At 72.2% G+C, this 14,209-nt stretch carries 14 protein-coding genes; 9 read left to right on the plus strand and 5 right to left on the minus strand.

Annotated features, from left to right (window positions below):
• Positions 1 to 69 precede the first annotated feature (69 nt).
• Genes ACIQ6Y_RS34830 through ACIQ6Y_RS34850 form a run of 5 tightly spaced genes read left to right on the plus strand, consistent with a single transcriptional unit; the run spans position 70 to position 5,630 of the window.
• The gene (locus ACIQ6Y_RS34830) at positions 70 to 1,251 is read left to right on the plus strand and encodes a lipid II:glycine glycyltransferase FemX (protein ID WP_404045507.1); all 1,182 of its coding nucleotides are present in this window, start codon (positions 70 to 72) and stop codon (positions 1,249 to 1,251) included.
• Positions 1,248 to 2,903 (plus strand): murein biosynthesis integral membrane protein MurJ, encoded by a 1,656-nt coding sequence (gene murJ / locus ACIQ6Y_RS34835; protein ID WP_404045509.1) that lies wholly within the window; start codon positions 1,248 to 1,250, stop codon positions 2,901 to 2,903. Before ACIQ6Y_RS34830 ends, murJ begins: the two co-directional genes overlap by 4 nt.
• The gene (locus ACIQ6Y_RS34840; protein WP_404045512.1) at positions 2,903 to 3,586 is read left to right on the plus strand and encodes a response regulator; all 684 of its coding nucleotides are present in this window, start codon (positions 2,903 to 2,905) and stop codon (positions 3,584 to 3,586) included. Before murJ ends, ACIQ6Y_RS34840 begins: the two co-directional genes overlap by 1 nt.
• Complete coding sequence (locus ACIQ6Y_RS34845) at positions 3,487 to 5,049, plus strand: ATP-binding protein (RefSeq protein ID WP_404045515.1); 1,563 nt, start codon at positions 3,487 to 3,489, stop codon at positions 5,047 to 5,049. Before ACIQ6Y_RS34840 ends, ACIQ6Y_RS34845 begins: the two co-directional genes overlap by 100 nt.
• Positions 5,046 to 5,630 (plus strand): hypothetical protein, encoded by a 585-nt coding sequence (locus ACIQ6Y_RS34850; protein WP_404045517.1) that lies wholly within the window; start codon positions 5,046 to 5,048, stop codon positions 5,628 to 5,630. The genes ACIQ6Y_RS34845 and ACIQ6Y_RS34850 overlap by 4 nt, the downstream gene beginning before the upstream one ends.
• An 11-nt stretch (positions 5,631 to 5,641) precedes the next feature.
• Here ACIQ6Y_RS34850 and ACIQ6Y_RS34855 read toward each other — a convergent pair whose 3' ends face one another.
• On the minus strand, positions 5,642 to 6,811 hold the full coding sequence (locus ACIQ6Y_RS34855) for a PucR family transcriptional regulator (protein ID WP_404045520.1): 1,170 nt from the start codon (positions 6,809 to 6,811) through the stop codon (positions 5,642 to 5,644).
• Between the two features lie 187 nt (positions 6,812 to 6,998).
• On the opposite strand from ACIQ6Y_RS34855, the gene ACIQ6Y_RS34860 reads away from it, so the two are divergent.
• The 4 genes from ACIQ6Y_RS34860 (at position 6,999) to ACIQ6Y_RS34875 (ending at position 11,605) form a co-directional block, all read left to right on the plus strand.
• Entirely contained in the window at positions 6,999 to 8,486 is a 1,488-nt protein-coding gene (locus ACIQ6Y_RS34860) for a long-chain fatty acid--CoA ligase (RefSeq protein WP_404045523.1), read from the plus strand.
• Positions 8,487 to 8,610: 124 nt separating this feature from the next.
• Positions 8,611 to 8,955: an SCO0607 family lipoprotein gene (locus tag ACIQ6Y_RS34865; protein ID WP_404045526.1), complete on the plus strand. Its 345-nt coding sequence runs from the start codon at positions 8,611 to 8,613 to the stop codon at positions 8,953 to 8,955.
• A gap of 131 nt (positions 8,956 to 9,086) precedes the next feature.
• Positions 9,087 to 9,755 carry a beta-glucanase gene (locus ACIQ6Y_RS34870; RefSeq protein ID WP_404045528.1) on the plus strand — a complete coding sequence of 223 codons (669 nt, stop codon included), beginning with the start codon at positions 9,087 to 9,089 and terminating at the stop codon, positions 9,753 to 9,755.
• 212 nt (positions 9,756 to 9,967) lie between these two features.
• The gene (locus ACIQ6Y_RS34875) at positions 9,968 to 11,605 is read left to right on the plus strand and encodes a glycosyltransferase family 2 protein (protein WP_404045531.1); all 1,638 of its coding nucleotides are present in this window, start codon (positions 9,968 to 9,970) and stop codon (positions 11,603 to 11,605) included.
• Positions 11,606 to 11,728: 123 nt separating this feature from the next.
• Here the strand turns inward: ACIQ6Y_RS34875 and ACIQ6Y_RS34880 are convergent, their stop codons facing one another.
• The 4 genes from ACIQ6Y_RS34880 to ACIQ6Y_RS34895 all read right to left on the minus strand — a co-directional run bounded on the left by ACIQ6Y_RS34880 (position 11,729) and on the right by ACIQ6Y_RS34895 (position 14,186).
• Positions 11,729 to 12,295: a hypothetical protein gene (locus tag ACIQ6Y_RS34880; RefSeq protein WP_404045532.1), complete on the minus strand. Its 567-nt coding sequence runs from the start codon at positions 12,293 to 12,295 to the stop codon at positions 11,729 to 11,731.
• A gap of 153 nt (positions 12,296 to 12,448) precedes the next feature.
• The gene (locus tag ACIQ6Y_RS34885) at positions 12,449 to 13,153 is read right to left on the minus strand and encodes a GNAT family N-acetyltransferase (RefSeq protein ID WP_404045535.1); all 705 of its coding nucleotides are present in this window, start codon (positions 13,151 to 13,153) and stop codon (positions 12,449 to 12,451) included.
• 118 nt (positions 13,154 to 13,271) lie between these two features.
• Entirely contained in the window at positions 13,272 to 13,709 is a 438-nt protein-coding gene (locus ACIQ6Y_RS34890; protein WP_404045538.1) for a VOC family protein, read from the minus strand.
• Between the two features lie 33 nt (positions 13,710 to 13,742).
• The gene (locus ACIQ6Y_RS34895) at positions 13,743 to 14,186 is read right to left on the minus strand and encodes a helix-turn-helix transcriptional regulator (protein ID WP_404045541.1); all 444 of its coding nucleotides are present in this window, start codon (positions 14,184 to 14,186) and stop codon (positions 13,743 to 13,745) included.
• Positions 14,187 to 14,209 lie beyond the last annotated feature (23 nt).

A 14,209-nucleotide genomic window follows, 5' to 3' on the forward strand; every position in this document is an offset into this window, starting at 1 on the left:
GGTCATGGGCCGCTGTGAGCATCCTCTGCGTCCCCGCGACAGCCCCGGGGAGAAGGAGAGGCTCAGTCCGTGTCAGCACTGCTCGTACCGCCCGCACGCAACGGGTCCCTCACCCTGGGGACCATCAGCACCGAGACCTACCGCGCCTTCCTCGCCTCCCCCGCCGGCGCGGCGCTCGGCGCCGGCTTTCTGCAGTGCCCGTCGTGGGCCGAGGTCAAGGAGGGCTGGCGTGCCCAACTCCTCGGCTGGGGGCCCGATCCGGAGGCCGGTGACCTGACGGGCGTGGCTCTGGTGCTGCTGCGGCAGTTCCCCGGCACCCGTAGGTACTTCGCCTACCTTCCCGAGGGTCCCGTCGCCGACTGGACGGACCCGGACATGGACGGCTGGCTCACGCCCCTGCTGGACCATCTGCGCCGCACGGGCGCGTTCGCCGTCCGGATCGGCCCCTCCCCCGCCTACCGGCGCTGGGACGCCGCGCTGCTCAAGCCGCTGACCGGGCCGGGCCGTCGGCTGGGCGACGTGCTGGCCAGTGAGGTCGACCCTCTGGGTACGGCCGTCGCCGAGCGGCTGCGGGCCCGGGGCTGGCGGCGTTGCGGAGGGGACGGGAGCGGGGACGACGGGGACGCCCAGCCGCGCCATGTCTTCCGGGTGCCGCTCGCCGGCCGTACCACCGAGCAGTTGTGGTCGGGGCTCAACCAGGAGTGGCGGCGCAATGTCCGCCGTGCCCAGAAGGAGGGCGTGGAGGTGGTGGTGGGCAGCGCCGCCGAACTCCCCGAGTTCTACCGGCTGCTGGGCATCACCGAGCGGCGTGACGGCTTCCGGCTCGGCCGCTCGCTCGCGTACTACGAGCGTCAGTTCGCGGCGCTCAACACCGAGGAGCCGGGCCGGATGAGGCTGTACCTGGCCCGGCACGGCGGGGAGATCCTCGCGGCCCACACGATGATCGCGGTGGGGCGGCGGGTCTGGTACCAGACGGGCGCCTCGGCCGACCACCGCCGCGAGGTGCGGCCCTCCAACGCCCTGCAGTGGCGGATGCTGCTGGACGCCCACGCCCTCGGCGCCGACGTCTACGACATGCGCGGGGTACCCTCCACTCTCGACCCGGACGAACGTGCGTACGGACTGCTGCGGTGGAAGCTCGGCACCGGCGGACAGGTCGTCGAGACGTTGGGGGAATGGGAGAGACCCTTGGGCGGCACCGCCAACCAGACGCTGTACCGCGCCTTCCAGGCGTACCTGAACCGCCGATGAGGGCGACGACAGCCGCCCCGGCCGGCGAGCAGGTCCCTGAGAAGCCCGCCTCCGCGGCGCGCAGCAGCGCCGTCATGGCCGCCGGCTCGATCGTCTCCCGGGGCACCGGTTTCGTACGGTCCGCCGTGGTGGCGGCGGCGCTGGGCACCATCGGGCCGGTCCCCGACGGGTACGCGGTGGGCAACGCGCTGCCCACCATCGTCTACATGCTGCTGCTCGGCGGCGCGTTGAACGCCGTGTTCGTGCCCGAGCTGGTCAAGGCGGCCAAGGAGCACGCCGACGGCGGCGCCGCGTACACCGACCGGCTCGTCACCGTCTGTGTCGTCGCGCTGCTGGCGCTCACCGCGGTCGCGGTGTGGGCGGCCCCGGCGATCGTCGACGTGTACACCGACTACATCGGTGAACAGGCGGCCATGACCACCGCGTTCACCCGGTACTGCCTGCCGCAGATCTTCTTCCTCGGGCTGTTCACGCTGCTGGGGCAGGTGCTCAACGCGCGCGGCCGGTTCGGAGCGATGATGTGGGCGCCGGTCCTCAACAACCTCGTCGTCGTGAGTGTGTTCGGCGTCTATCTGGCCCTGGCCATGGGCGGCGGGGACACGCTCACCGCGACCGAGACCGCCGTGCTGGGGTGGGGGACGACAGCCGGCATAGCCGTCCAGGCCCTCGCCCTCGTCCCGGCGCTGCGCGCGGCCCGGTTCCGCTGGCGGCCCCGCTTCGACTGGCGCGGCAGCGGACTGACCCGCCCGCTGCGGTCGGCGGGCTGGCTGGTGCTGCTGGTGCTGGCGAACCAGGCCGCCTACTGGGTCACCACCCGGCTGGCCACGACCGCGGGCCTCGACGGGGGCCCCGGCTACGGGGCGTACAACAACGCCTATGTGCTGTGGGCCGTGCCGCACGGCATCATCACCGTGTCCCTGGTGACCGCGCTGCTGCCCAGGATGAGCGCGGCCGCCGCCGACGGGGACACCGCCGCCCTGCGCCGCGACGTCTCCCACGCCCTGCGCGCCTCGGCGTCCGCCGTCGTACCCGCCGCCTGTCTGCTGTTCGCGCTCGCCCAGCCGCTGATGGCTCTTGTCTTCGGACACGGCAGGACCAGCGCGGGCGACACGGCGGCCATGGCCGGCATCCTGATGGCGTTCGCGCCCGGACTGATCGCGATGTCCGGCCAGTACGTGCTGTCGCGCACCTTCTACGCGCTCTCCGACACGCGTACGCCGTTCCTGCTCAACCTCGTGATCGTCGCGCTCAACGCGGGCCTGTCCATGGCCGCGGCCCAACTGCTGCCCGCCCGCTGGGCGGTGACGGGCATGGCGGGGGCGTACTCGCTGGCGCTGTGCGCGGGCTGGGCGGTGACCGCCCGGGTGCTGAGCCGTCGTCTCGCCGTCACCCGTCCGCTGCGATCGGCCGCCGCCGGCGCTCACGTACGGCTGCTGGCCGCCGCCGTACCCGCCACCGTGCTCGGGTATCTGGCGGCGCTGGGAGCCGCGGGTGCCGGCGCCCTGGCCGCCGCGGCCGCCGGTGCGGTCGTCGTCGTGTCCGTCTTCGCCCTGCTCGCCCGTCCGCTGCGGCTCAGGGAACTGAACGCGCTGATCTCCGGTCTACATCGGCGAGTCACCCGCACCCCCTCACCCCCCAGGGAGAACCGCTGATGCCCCGCGTGCTCCTCATCGAGGACGACCCTTCCGTACGGGAAGGGGTCGAGCTCGGTCTGCGCCGCCGCGGCCACGAGGTCCGGGTGGCCGCGACCGGGGAGGCCGGCCTCGCCGCGCTGGCCGAATTCCGTCCGGATCTGCTGCTGCTGGACCTGATGCTGCCCGGGATGAACGGCGTACAGGTCTGCCGGCGGGTCCGTGAGCACAGCCAGTTGCCGATCATCATGCTCACCGCGCGCGGGGACGACTTCGACGTGGTCATCGGTCTGGAGGCAGGGGCGGACGACTACATCGTCAAGCCCGCGCGCACCGAGGTGATCGAGGCGCGGATCTGCGCGGTGCTGCGGCGTATCGACCCCGCAGGCACGGACCGGCCTGCCGTCGAGGTGTACGGCGAACTCGCCATCGACCGGGCGGGGTTGAGCGTCACCAAGGGCGGGCACCGGCTGGCGCTCGCGCCGTCCGAGCTGAAGCTGCTGCTGCATCTGTCCGCCGCCCCGGAGCAGGTGTTCAGCAGGCAGCAGTTGCTGGAGCATGTGTGGGAGCACAGCTACCACGCCGACGCACGGCTGGTCGACGCGTGCGTCGCACGGCTGCGCGGCAAGATCGAGGACGAGGCGGGCAGCCCCCGTTACGTCCAGACGCTGCGGGGCTTCGGCTACCGCTTCGGGCCGCTGTGAGCCGTCCCGAGCGCCGGGCGCGGGCGTTCGGGCTGCGCACCCGGCTGGTGCTCGCCTTCCTGCTGGTCGCCGCCGTCAGCGCGGGCACCACGGCCGCGCTGACCTACCGCGAGGCCCGCAACGCGCTGCTGAAGACCGCCCAGGACACCGCGGTCTCCTCGTTCCGGGACCAGGTCCAGCAGACCGGCTGGACGCTGCCCGTGCAGGAGGAGGGCCTTGAGCTGGTCCTTCAGGACATCGCCCGCAAGGGCAAGCCGCATCCGTGGGTGGTGTTCGCGGAGTACGGCTCGGTGCGCGCCTCCTCCGGTGAGAACCGCGTCTCCACCGTCATCACGCCCGAACTGCGCCGCGCCGCAAGGGCGGACCCCGGCGGCAGCTTCGAGCGGGTCGTCAAGGACGGTGTGCCGTATCTGACCATCGCCATGCCCACCGTCTTCAAGACGGGGGCCGAGGGCGTGCTGCCCAGTGGTCTCATCATCTACGCCGTCATGCGGATGACCGACGAGCAGATCAACGTCGACGCGCTGCTGACGGCCGCCCGGGACGGTGCCCTGCCGGGGCTCGCCATCGCGCTGATCCCCGGCCTGCTCGCCGCGCGCAGCGTGCTGCGTCCGGTGCGCGAACTGCGCCGGGCCGCGCAGAGCATGGGCAGCGGCCGGCTCGACACCCGCATCCCGGTGCGGGGCAGCGACGAACTCGCCGACCTGGCCCACACCTTCAACGAGTCCGCCGGCCAACTGGAGCGTTCCGTACGCGAGCTGCGCGAGGCGGAGGCGCGGGCCCGCCGGTTCGCGTCCGACGTCTCGCACGAGCTGCGCACTCCGCTCGCCGGGATGCTCGCCGTCACCGAGGTCCTCGACGAGGAGGCGGGCCGGCTGGACGCCGACACCGCCCGGGCGGTCCGGCTGGTGAGCAGCGAGACCGGCAAGCTCGCCGTGCTCGTCGAGGACCTGATGGAGATCTCCCGCTTCGACGCGCGTGCCGCCGAGCTGAACGCCGACGAGGTCGACGTGGCGGAGGCCATCCGCAAGACGCTGCAGAACCGCCACTGGACCGACGGCCGGGTCCGCACCGAGCTGCCGGACGGCATCCGGGCCCGGCTGGACCCACGCCGCTTCGACGTCGTCGTCGCCAACCTCGTCGGCAACGCCCTGCGGCACGGGGGTGCACCCGTCACGGTGCGGCTGCGCGGTGAGGCGCGCTCGTCGGGTCCGCCCGTGCTGGTCACCGAGGTCATGGACAGCGGGCCCGGCATCCGGGCCGAGGTGCTGCCGCATATCTTCGAGCGCTTCTACAAGGCCGACGCGGCCCGCACCCGCTCGGCGGGCAGCGGCCTGGGGCTGGCGATCACCCTGGAGAACGTGCGGCTGCACGGCGGAACGATCCGCGCGGGGAACCTGCCCGGCGGTGGCGCCGTCTTCACCGTCGAGATACCGCTGCACGCGGAGGGGGCCGGCGGATGAGGCATGCGCGCACGTTCCGGGGGGCGGGTGCGGTCGCTGTCGTGGCGGGTGCGCTGCTGCTCGGCGGCTGCGGCATCCAGGAGACCGAGGTGATCGGGGCGGGCAGTCCCGCCACGGTCGAGGCCTTCGGCGGCCGCGACAGGCTGCTGTTCTTCCGGTCCCCCGACGGCGGGCTGAATCCCGTGATGCTGGTGAACGAGTCCGCGATCATGATCGGTCCCGACTACGACGAGTCGGGTACGAAGGGCGATGTCTACAGCAGCGGGGAGGACCGCCCTGTGCCGACGGACAAGCTGATCATGGCGTTGCTGGCCGGCCCGAGGGAGGAGGACCGGGCAGCCGGGCTCACCACCTCGCTGCCCCGGCCCCGCCGCGGCGGCATGGCGCAGGTCGAGGTCGCGACGGGCGGGCAGGTCACGGCTCGCGTGCCGATCGCGCTGGGCGCCCTGGACCGCACGGCGCTGCGCCAGCTGGTCTGCACGATCGCCTACAGCCAGGACTCCACCGGCCGGAGCACCGTACGGCTGATCGGGTTCGACGGCGTCGCGCAGCAGGACACCTGCGCTCTGGACCCCGCATGATTGCGGGCGGCTCACCCCACGCCTGAACTGCGCACCGCCGCCAGCGCGGCGCCGAGCTCCGCCACCGCGCGCGGGTCGGTCAGGGAGCGGCCGGTCAGTTCCTCGACGCGGCGCAGGCGGTAGCGGACGGTGTTGGGGTGGACGAAGAGGGTCCCGGCGGCCTCGGCGGCGGAGCCCGCGGCGGCGAACCAGTGCTCCAGGGTCTCCAGGAGCCGGGCCCGATCCACGACCGGCAGGTCCAGCACGGGTTTCAGTACGGTCTCCACCAGATGGGCCGCCTCGGCCGGTGCGGCGGCGACCAGCATGGCCAGGGGGTTGTCGTCGAACCGTGCGACGCCGGGCCCGGAGCCCGGCAGTCCGGCCAGTGCCAGGCGGGCGAAGCGCAGGGCCTGCGGGGTGTCCCGCAGCGAGGCGAAGCCGGGGCTGAGGCCGACGCGGGCGCGGGCCCGGCGCAGAATGCGGACACAGGTCTCCTCCGCGTTCGGCGCCGTCAGGGCGACCATGCCGATCTGCTGGTCGGGCAGCAGCCGCCAGGCGGAGGGCAGTTGGGCCTCGCGCAGGGCGCTCTCGATGCCGGTCAGGGGTTCCGCGCCGGGTGCGGTGGCCGCCGCGACGGCGACCGCGTAGGGGCCCTGCTCGGGCAGACCGAGCTCGCGGGCGGCCTCCCACAGCGTGGTGCGGTCGGCGATGACACCGGTGAACAGGGCCTCCACCAGGGCCGAGCGCCGCGCCTCGCGCTGCAGGGCCAGCTCCGCCGAGGTCTCCCGGTGGGCCGCCGCGACCGCCTCGGCGTAGCGGCCGAACAGCGCCCATACGTCCGCCGACCGGGACACCAACTGGGCGTCGGTGACCTCGGGATGGGTGCGTGACTCCTCGACGATCTCCGTCCACAGCAGCTCGAAGCCGACCCGGTAGGCGTGCAGGGTGTCGGCGAGCGGCATGCCCTGTTCGGCGCGGATCCGGCCGGTGTCGCGGGCCGGGCTGGGGTCCGCGGCGTCCGTGCGGCTGAAGTGGCTCAGCACCAGGTCGGCGTTGGCCGTGCAGGAGCGGCGCAGGGACTCGTAGGGGATCAGCGACTCGTCCCGGTACGCCTCGACGTCCGCGCGGATGCGCTGCGCGATCCGGTCCCCCAGTTGGGGCAGACGCGCGTGCAGCGCCGAGGCCACTCCGGAAAGGTCCATCGCCCCAGCGTAATGCCCCCTCTTTGTGCCCGGGAACAATCACGGCCGGAAGACGCTGTCCGGCCACCCATAGGCGGGCGGCGGGGACGACAGCACCATGTCGTCGACGTTAACTGCGCATTTCGACGACACGCTTGGTTGTCGACGACACCCTTGGTTTTCTACGACCCCTTGGTGGAGGCGGACGATGGGCAATCTGGCGGAGTTTCTGGTGGCGACGGCGGGGCGGCAGCCCGAGCGGCCCGCACTGCGCTTCGGCGGCCAGGTCATCTCGTACGCCGAGCTGGACGAGGCCAGTGCCCGGGCGGCGGCGCTGCTGCGGGCCGAGGGCGTGCGGCCCGGCGACCGGGTGGCGCTGATGCTGCCGAACGTCCCCCAGTTCGTCGTCCTCTACTACGGCGTACTGCGCGCCGGCGGGATCGTCGTACCGCTGAACCCGCTGCTGAAGGCGCGCGAGACGGCGTACCACCTGACCGACTCGGGGGCGGCGCTGCTGTGGGAGTGGCATCAGGCTCCGGGTGAGGGCGCCCAGGGCGCGGCGGACGCCGGGGTGCGGCATATCGCGGTCGAGCCCGAGGCCTTCGCCGGGATGCTGGCCGGGCACGAGCCGCTGACCGAGGTGGCGGCGACAGCGGGCGATGACGTGGCCGTGCTGCTGTACACCTCCGGCACCACCGGCCGGCCCAAGGGCGCCGCCCTCACCCATGCGGGGCTGCGGCACAACACCGAGGTCAACATGACCTATGTGCAGGAGATGACGCCTGAGGACGTGGTGGTGGGCTGTCTGCCGCTGTTCCACATCTTCGGCCAGATCTGCACGATGAGCGTGGCCCTGAGCAGCGGCGCCTCGCTGACCCTGATCCCCCGCTTCGACCCGCAGACCGTGCTGGAGGCGATCGAGCGGGACCGGGCCACCGTCTTCGAGGGTGTCCCCACCATGTACGCGGCGCTGCTGCAGCACCCGTCCGAGGCGGACGTGTCGACGCTGCGGATGTGCATCTCCGGCGGGGCGTCCCTGCCGGTGGAGATCCTGCACGGCTTCGAGCAGCGCTTCGGCTGTGCGGTCCTCGAAGGATTCGGGATGTCCGAGACCAGCCCGGTGGTCACCTTCAACCACCCCGACCGGCCTCGCAAGGCGGGCTCCATCGGCACGCCGATCAAGGACGTCGAGGTGCGGCTGCTGGACGAGCAGGGCAAGGACGTGGCGCCCGGGGAGATCGGCGAGCTGGCGGTGCGCGGGCCGAACGTGATGAAGGGCTACTGGAACCGGCCGGAGGAGACCGCGGCCACGATCCAGGACGGCTGGCTGCGCTCCGGCGACCTCGCACGGCGCGACGAGGACGGCTACCTGTACATCGTCGACCGCAAGAAGGACATGATCATCCGCGGTGGCTACAACGTGTATCCGCGCGAGATCGAGGAGGTCCTGCACGAGCACCCGGCCGTGGGCCTGGCCGCCGTCGTGGGCGTGGCGCATCCGCACCTGGGCGAGGAGATCGCCGCCGCGGTCGTCCTGCGGCCCGGCGCGCAGGCCACCCCCGACGAGCTGCGCGAGTTCGTCAAGGAGCGGGTGGCTGCGTACAAGTACCCGCGCGAAGTATGGCTCGTGGACAAGCTGCCGACCGGCCCGAGCGGCAAGATCCTCAAGCGGGAGATCAGCGCCCCCGCGGGCTGACACTCGGCCGGCGCTCGCGGGGATGTTGAGCACCGGCGCAGAGGCGTACTGAGTACGCGCACTCAGGCTGCGGTGATCTTCGGCTGCGAGAGTCGTGGACAGACCGAACGACAGGAGAACGATCGTGTCCACGCCTCTCGGCATCCGCCGCGCCCTCACCGCCCTCCCGCCCCGCGGCCTGCGCACGGCCGGCGTCGCCCTGGCCGGCGCGGCCGCGGTCGCGGCCCTCACCGGGTGCTCCGCGCTGGAGTACCAGGAGGACCTCTGCATGGCCGGCCACTACCCCGTCCTCGCGGTCAACGACAGCGGTTCGGACTGCGTCCCCGACGACGAGCAGCCGCCCACGGGCTATGCGCGCTACCCGCAGGACAAGATGCACCGGCACGTCGGCGACAAGTGGGACGTCTTCTGGTACACCCACACCCTGGACGAGAACGGCGCCGTCATCACCACGCCGGACGCGTCGTAGGCGCCAGGCCGCCGTCCCCTCACTCGTCCGGGTGAAACCGGGGGCTCCCGCTCCGCTCCCCCGCATGGTCGGCGCCGTGCGGGAGATGACTTGGGCAAGGAAGCCGTGCAGGTGGCGGAGGGAGCCCGGGCATGAGCGAGGTCGTCTTCACCGCCGATTTCACCTCCGAGCGTCAGTGGGTCGCGGGGCGTTCCTGGGCGTATCCGGACGGCGGGCCCACCAACCCGGGTGACAACAAGCTCGACCATCTCACGGCGGATCCCGCCTACTCCCGCAACGGCACCTTCCGCGCCACACTCCGTTCCGACGGCCTGTGGGACACGGGCCTGCTGACCACCGAGGAGAGCGCCGACGGTTTCATGGTGCGCACCGGGGACGAGTTGGAGGCCCGGGTGCGGCTGCCCGTCGAGGTGGGTGCCTGGCCGGCGATCTGGACCTGGCGGGACGGCGGCAACGAGGTCGATGTCTTCGAGTACCACCCGGACAACCCCGATCTGCTGGAGTTCACCAACCACGTCCGGGGAGGCGTGAGTTACGTCCACGACGACGCCGTCAGGCCGGGCGGTGTCATCGACCTGGACGTGACGTTCGGCCGCCGTGACGTGGTCTGGCGGCTCAACGGCAGGGAGGTGTTCGCCGACGGCCGTGGTGTGGGGCGGGACTGGCGGGCCTTTCTGATCGTCAACCTCTCGGTGTCCGCGGGGCGTTACCACCCCTCGCCCGATGACGAGGTGAGCGAGTTGTCGTACGCGGTGGAGAGTCTGGTCGTCCGCAGGCCTCGCAAGCCGTGGTGGTCGTAGGGGACGGAACTCCCGACCGGCACCGGCGCAGTCGACCGAGCTCCCTCCCGACATGCAGCACCGTAAGCGGGCATATCGACACAAAGAGTAGTAGAACTGTGGCATCTCGGTCAGAAGCGGAGGCCTGACGTCTCGGCCACCGGTGAGGCGTGCCCGGCCCGGACGCACCCTCTGCTGGCCGCCGCGACCGTGCCGCACGCCTAGGGGAGCTCGTGTCGGAGCCAACCGTCACCGTCGTCATCGGCGCCTACAACGCCATGCCGTATCTGACCCGCTGTCTGGAGTCGGTCGCCGAGCAGGCGCTGGGGCCGTACACCCTCGAGTGCGTGGCCGTGGACGACGGCTCGACCGACGGCACCGGCAAGGAGCTGGACAGCTTCGCCTCCGAGCACCCCGGCTTCGTGCGGGTCGTCCACCAGCCCAACTCGGGCGGTCCCAGCGCTCCGCGCAATGTCGGGATCGGCCTGGCCCGGGGGCGCTACGTCTTCTTCCTCGACGCCGACGACCACCTCGGTCCCCACGCCATGCGCCGCATGGTCGACATGGCCGAGCGCAACGGCTCCGACGTGGTGCTGGGCAAGTACGTGGGCGTCGGCTGCGACGTGCCCCACTCCATGTTCGCGTCCGACCAGGACGTCGTCGACCTCGCCACCTCCCGTGTCTGGAACCTGTTGACACCGCACAAGCTGTTCCGCCGCTCCTTCCTCCTGGAGCGCGGGCTGCGCTTCGAGGAGGACATCCGCATCGGCGAGGACCGGCTCTTCGTCACCCAGGCCTACCTCCAGGCCTCGGCCGTCTCCGTGGTGGCCGACGTCGACTGCTACTTCAAGGTCAGGCGGGACGACAACGGCAACATCAGCAGCAGTTGCGGCTCCGCCGACGTCACCAGGCGCTTCGAGACCGCCCGGCGAATCATGGCCGCGATCGGCGCCCACAGCGAACCCGGCCCCGTACGCGACGCCGCGCTGCTGCGGACCTTCCGGGGCGGCCTGCTGGACTCCTTCTCCTGGCGCTTCCCGCAGCTCACGGAGGACGAGCAGCTCGCCGCCATGGCGATCGCCCGCCAGGAGATCGAGCGGTTCTACACCCCGCAGCTCGACGCCCGGATGACCGCACCGCACCGCATCTTCGCCCACTGCGCACGGCACGGGCTGCGCCGCGAACTCCTCGACGTCATCGAGTTCCTGAAGCAGGAGCGGAGCAAGGACGGACGCCGCCACGCGGTCGTCGTCGACGGAGGGCGCGCGTACGCGGCCTACCCGTACTTCCGCAACCGGACCACCGCGATCCCCGACTCCTGCTACGACATCACCGACGAGCTGCACCAGGAGGACCGGCTGGACGCCCTGGAGTGGCGGCAGGCCCGGCGCCGCACGGTGCTCCGGCTGGGCGGCCACGGGTACATCGAGGGGGTGCCGACCCGGGAATCGGCCACCGAGCTGGTGCTGCGGCTGCGCGACGACGGCCGCGAGGTGCGCGTCCCCACCCGCGCCGTGCCGTCGGCCGATCGCGAAGGCGGCTTCATCGCCGAGATCGACTTCACCCGCGCGGAGAACGGCGGCTCACTGACCCCGGGCGTCTGGGACGTGTACCTCGACGTCCGCACCCAGGGCCTCTCCACCCGACGCCGGTTCGGCGCCCGCAAGGCCGAGGGCGTGGCCCCGCCCCAGGTCGCCACCACCAGGGACCGCACGATCAAGCCGTACTGCACCGCGTACGGCAATCTCAGCCTGGACGTGACCGCCGCGCAGCGGAAGCAGCCGACGCGAGTCGTCCGCAGAGCGCTTCGCGGCATTGCCCGGCGCCTTCGTGCGGGGCAGCTGCGTGAGCTCGCGCGACCACTACGGTGACGAACCGTCAAGCCTCACCATCCTCCGTCGAAGGAGGCGGCGAGCGCCTGGGGCGAGTGTGCGGCGCTGGTCGTGTTCGCCACGGCGACGACGAGGGCACCGGGCGGTGCGAGGCGGAGGCGGCTAACGTCCCGGCGAGCGGCCGGTCTGTGGGGCCGGCCCCCGACTCGGGGTGGGGCCGACCCCAGTCCTGAGGGCCCGCCAGCGCGGGGCGTCGTCGTCAGGGACGTCCGGGGAGGCGAAGTGGAACGGTACGCCGAGGTGGTCGGCCAGCGCCCGGCCCGCCTCGGCGGCAGCAGGGCCAGCCGGGCGGCCGTGGGAGCTGCGGTACACGGTGGCCAAGTGACCTTCGCCCTCGGGGCCGTCCAGGACCGCGATCAACACAACGAACCAGTCGTGGACGGTGTCGCCGTCCCACACCGCCTCCACCGCGGCCACCCGGCCCGGCAGAGCTGCGACGCGGGCCACAAGCGAGGGGAGGTCCAGCGGATCGGGCGGCGTGCGCCGCACCTGGTCACCGAGAGCCTCGTACCGCGCCTGAACCACCCCCTCCGCCTCCTGCAGCCCCACCCCCAGCAGCCGCAGCTCCTCCCACACCCACCTGACCGCCGAGATCCGACGATCACGCAGCACATCGGCGTCGACCGCTTCGCGGGTGCGCTCCTCCAGATAGCCCCACCAGCCGCTCACTGGGGCACCGGCCGGGGTGTCATGGCGTACGTCATGATCCGACCCTAGGCCGACGCGTGGGTCGCGAGCCAACCGTTTCGCTGGGCCTCGCTGAGGACCGTGAGGAGGCCGAGGAGGGTGAAGTCGTGGTGGGCGATGCGGCGCCGGCCCCCGTCAGGGAGTGCGGAACCCCCGGAAGGTCACCCGCGTGCGTGTGCTGAAGCCGAGCCGCTCGTAGAGGGCGATCGCGGCGGTGTTCGCCTCGGCCACGTGCAGGAAGGGGCGCTCGTCGCGGGCCAGGATGCGTGCGGCGAGCGCGCCGACCAGGCGGGCGGCGTGGCCCCGCCCGCGAGCTTCCGGAGCGGTGCAGACGGCGCTGATCTCCGTCCAGCCGGGAGGCCGCAGCCGTTCGCCGGCCATCGCGACCAACGTGCCGTGCTCGCGCACGCCGAGGTAGGTGCCGAGTTCGTGGGTGCGCGGCTGGAAGGGGCCCGGCCGGGTGCGCGCGACCAGGTCGAGCATCTCCGGAACGCTGTCCGGCCCCAGTTCGACCAGGTCGGTGCCGGGCTCCGTCCCCGGAAGGTCGTCCCCAGCGCTGCCGGACCAGATCATCTGACGGCCGTCGAGAAGGAACACCGGCTCCCAGTCCGACGGCGGCACCGCCGGAGAGCTGAACAGGTCCGCGAGCTCGCCCGGCCCCAGCAGCCGGGCGAGGTCGGCCCACTCCCCCGCGTCCGGGTCGGCCGACACCGCGCAGAAGGTCGCCACGTCCGGCACATAGCGGGCGGCGCCGCCGAGCCGACGGGCGAGATGTGCGTGGTGCCCGCGGAGTGACCGGCTCACCGGGTCGTCGAGCACCTCGGTGTCGCTGCCCCTCATCGTGCTGTGCCTTGCCTCTCAATGTCGTTTCATGTCGCCGCCACGTCGAACAAGGTAGCCGTCGATGCGGCTCATCCGTTCCTAGGCCTCCACCGAGACGCGGAGCCCCCCGAGGAGGTCAGTGCCGTTCCGGGTCGAACTCCAGCACCTGGGTGAGGCGGATGTTGTTGCCCGAGGGGTCGCGGAACGATGTGTCGATGCCGTACGGCTGCACCGTCGGCGGGTCGTTGAACTCGACGCCCCGGGCGGACAGTTCGTCGTACGCGGCCTTGCAGTCGTCGGTCTCCAGGAACAGCGTGCCGCCCGCGCCCTTGGCGACCAGGTCCGACAGCTGGGCGCTGCTCGTCTCGTCCAGCATCGGCTCCTTGGGCACCGGCATCAGCACGAGCGCCGGGCCGTCCCCGCCGGGCGGGGCGACGCACAGCCACCGGAAGTTCCACGCCTCCATGGTCACGTCCGCCCTCACCTCCCAGCCGAGTTTCCGGGTGTAGAAGTCGAGCGCCTCGTCCTGGTCGTGCACCCAGAACTGCGCGTTGGCGATCTTGATCGTTGTCATGGCTGCTCCTCGGTCGACTGCCTGGAGTCGACGCTAGGCAGCCGGTGACCCGGTGTCTTCTCGAAACGTGCGGTTCCGCGGCCGACCGTACGCCATCGCCACACAGCGCGGGATGCGCACATGCCGTGCGGCGGGCGGGTGTGCCGCCCGGTAGGCCTGCGGGGTGGTGCCGTACATCCTGCGGAAGCTCGTCGTGAACGATCCGATGCTCCGCGCGCCGACGGCCACGCCGACCGCGGCCACCGTCCAGTCGGTCGACACCAGCAGGGCGGCGGCCCGTTCCAGGCGGCGGGTCAGCAGGTACTGGTGCGGTGACTCGCCGAACGCGGCCTTGAAGCAGCGGCTGAAATGGGCCGGCGACAGCGCGGCGGCCGCGGCCATGTCGGCGACGGTGAGGTCCTCGCAGTAGCGGGCGTCGGCGAGATCCTTGGCGCGGAGCAGATGACGAGCGATCGGAACACGGGCCACGCATCCCATTGTGCGGACGCCTGACGCGGGGT

The organism is Streptomyces sp. NPDC096205 (genome assembly GCF_044763135.1).
GTDB lineage: Bacteria > Actinomycetota > Actinomycetes > Streptomycetales > Streptomycetaceae > Streptomyces.